This window comes from Streptomyces novaecaesareae (genome assembly GCF_000716875.1).
In the GTDB taxonomy this organism is placed as follows: Bacteria; Actinomycetota; Actinomycetes; order Streptomycetales; family Streptomycetaceae; genus Kitasatospora; species Kitasatospora novaecaesareae.
The window spans coordinates 1-385 of record NZ_JNWQ01000234.1 but is presented as its reverse complement, the minus strand read 5'-3'; the positions used below and the strand labels follow the sequence as shown (position 1 = coordinate 385).

Sequence of the window (385 nt, the reverse complement as noted above, 5' to 3'; positions counted from 1 at the left end):
GCGGGTCGAGGAGGTGCTGGCGGAGGTCGGGCTCGGCAAGGCCGCCGGGCGGCGGATCGGCGGCTACTCGCTGGGCATGAAGCAGCGCCTCGGCATCGCCGGCGCCCTGCTCGGCGACCCGCCCGTGCTGCTCTTCGACGAGCCGCTGAACGGGCTGGACCCGGAGGGCGTGCTGTGGGTGCGCGGACTGTTCCGGCGGCTCGCCGACGAAGGGCGGACGGTCTTCGTCTCCAGCCACATGATGGCCGAGATGGAGCACACCGCCGACCGGCTGGTGGTGATCGGACGCGGCCGGCTGATCGCCGACGAGAGCCTGGCCGAGTTCTCGGCCCGCAACGCGGTGGCCTCGGTGACCGTACGGACGCCCGAACTCGACGCGTTCGCC

General features: G+C 73.2%; 1 protein-coding gene. It reads left to right on the top strand.

All coding sequences use genetic code 11. The features are described from left to right. On the top strand, positions 1-385 hold a 385-nt coding region (locus tag OP86_RS32655; protein ID WP_033334537.1), incomplete at both ends, for an ATP-binding cassette domain-containing protein.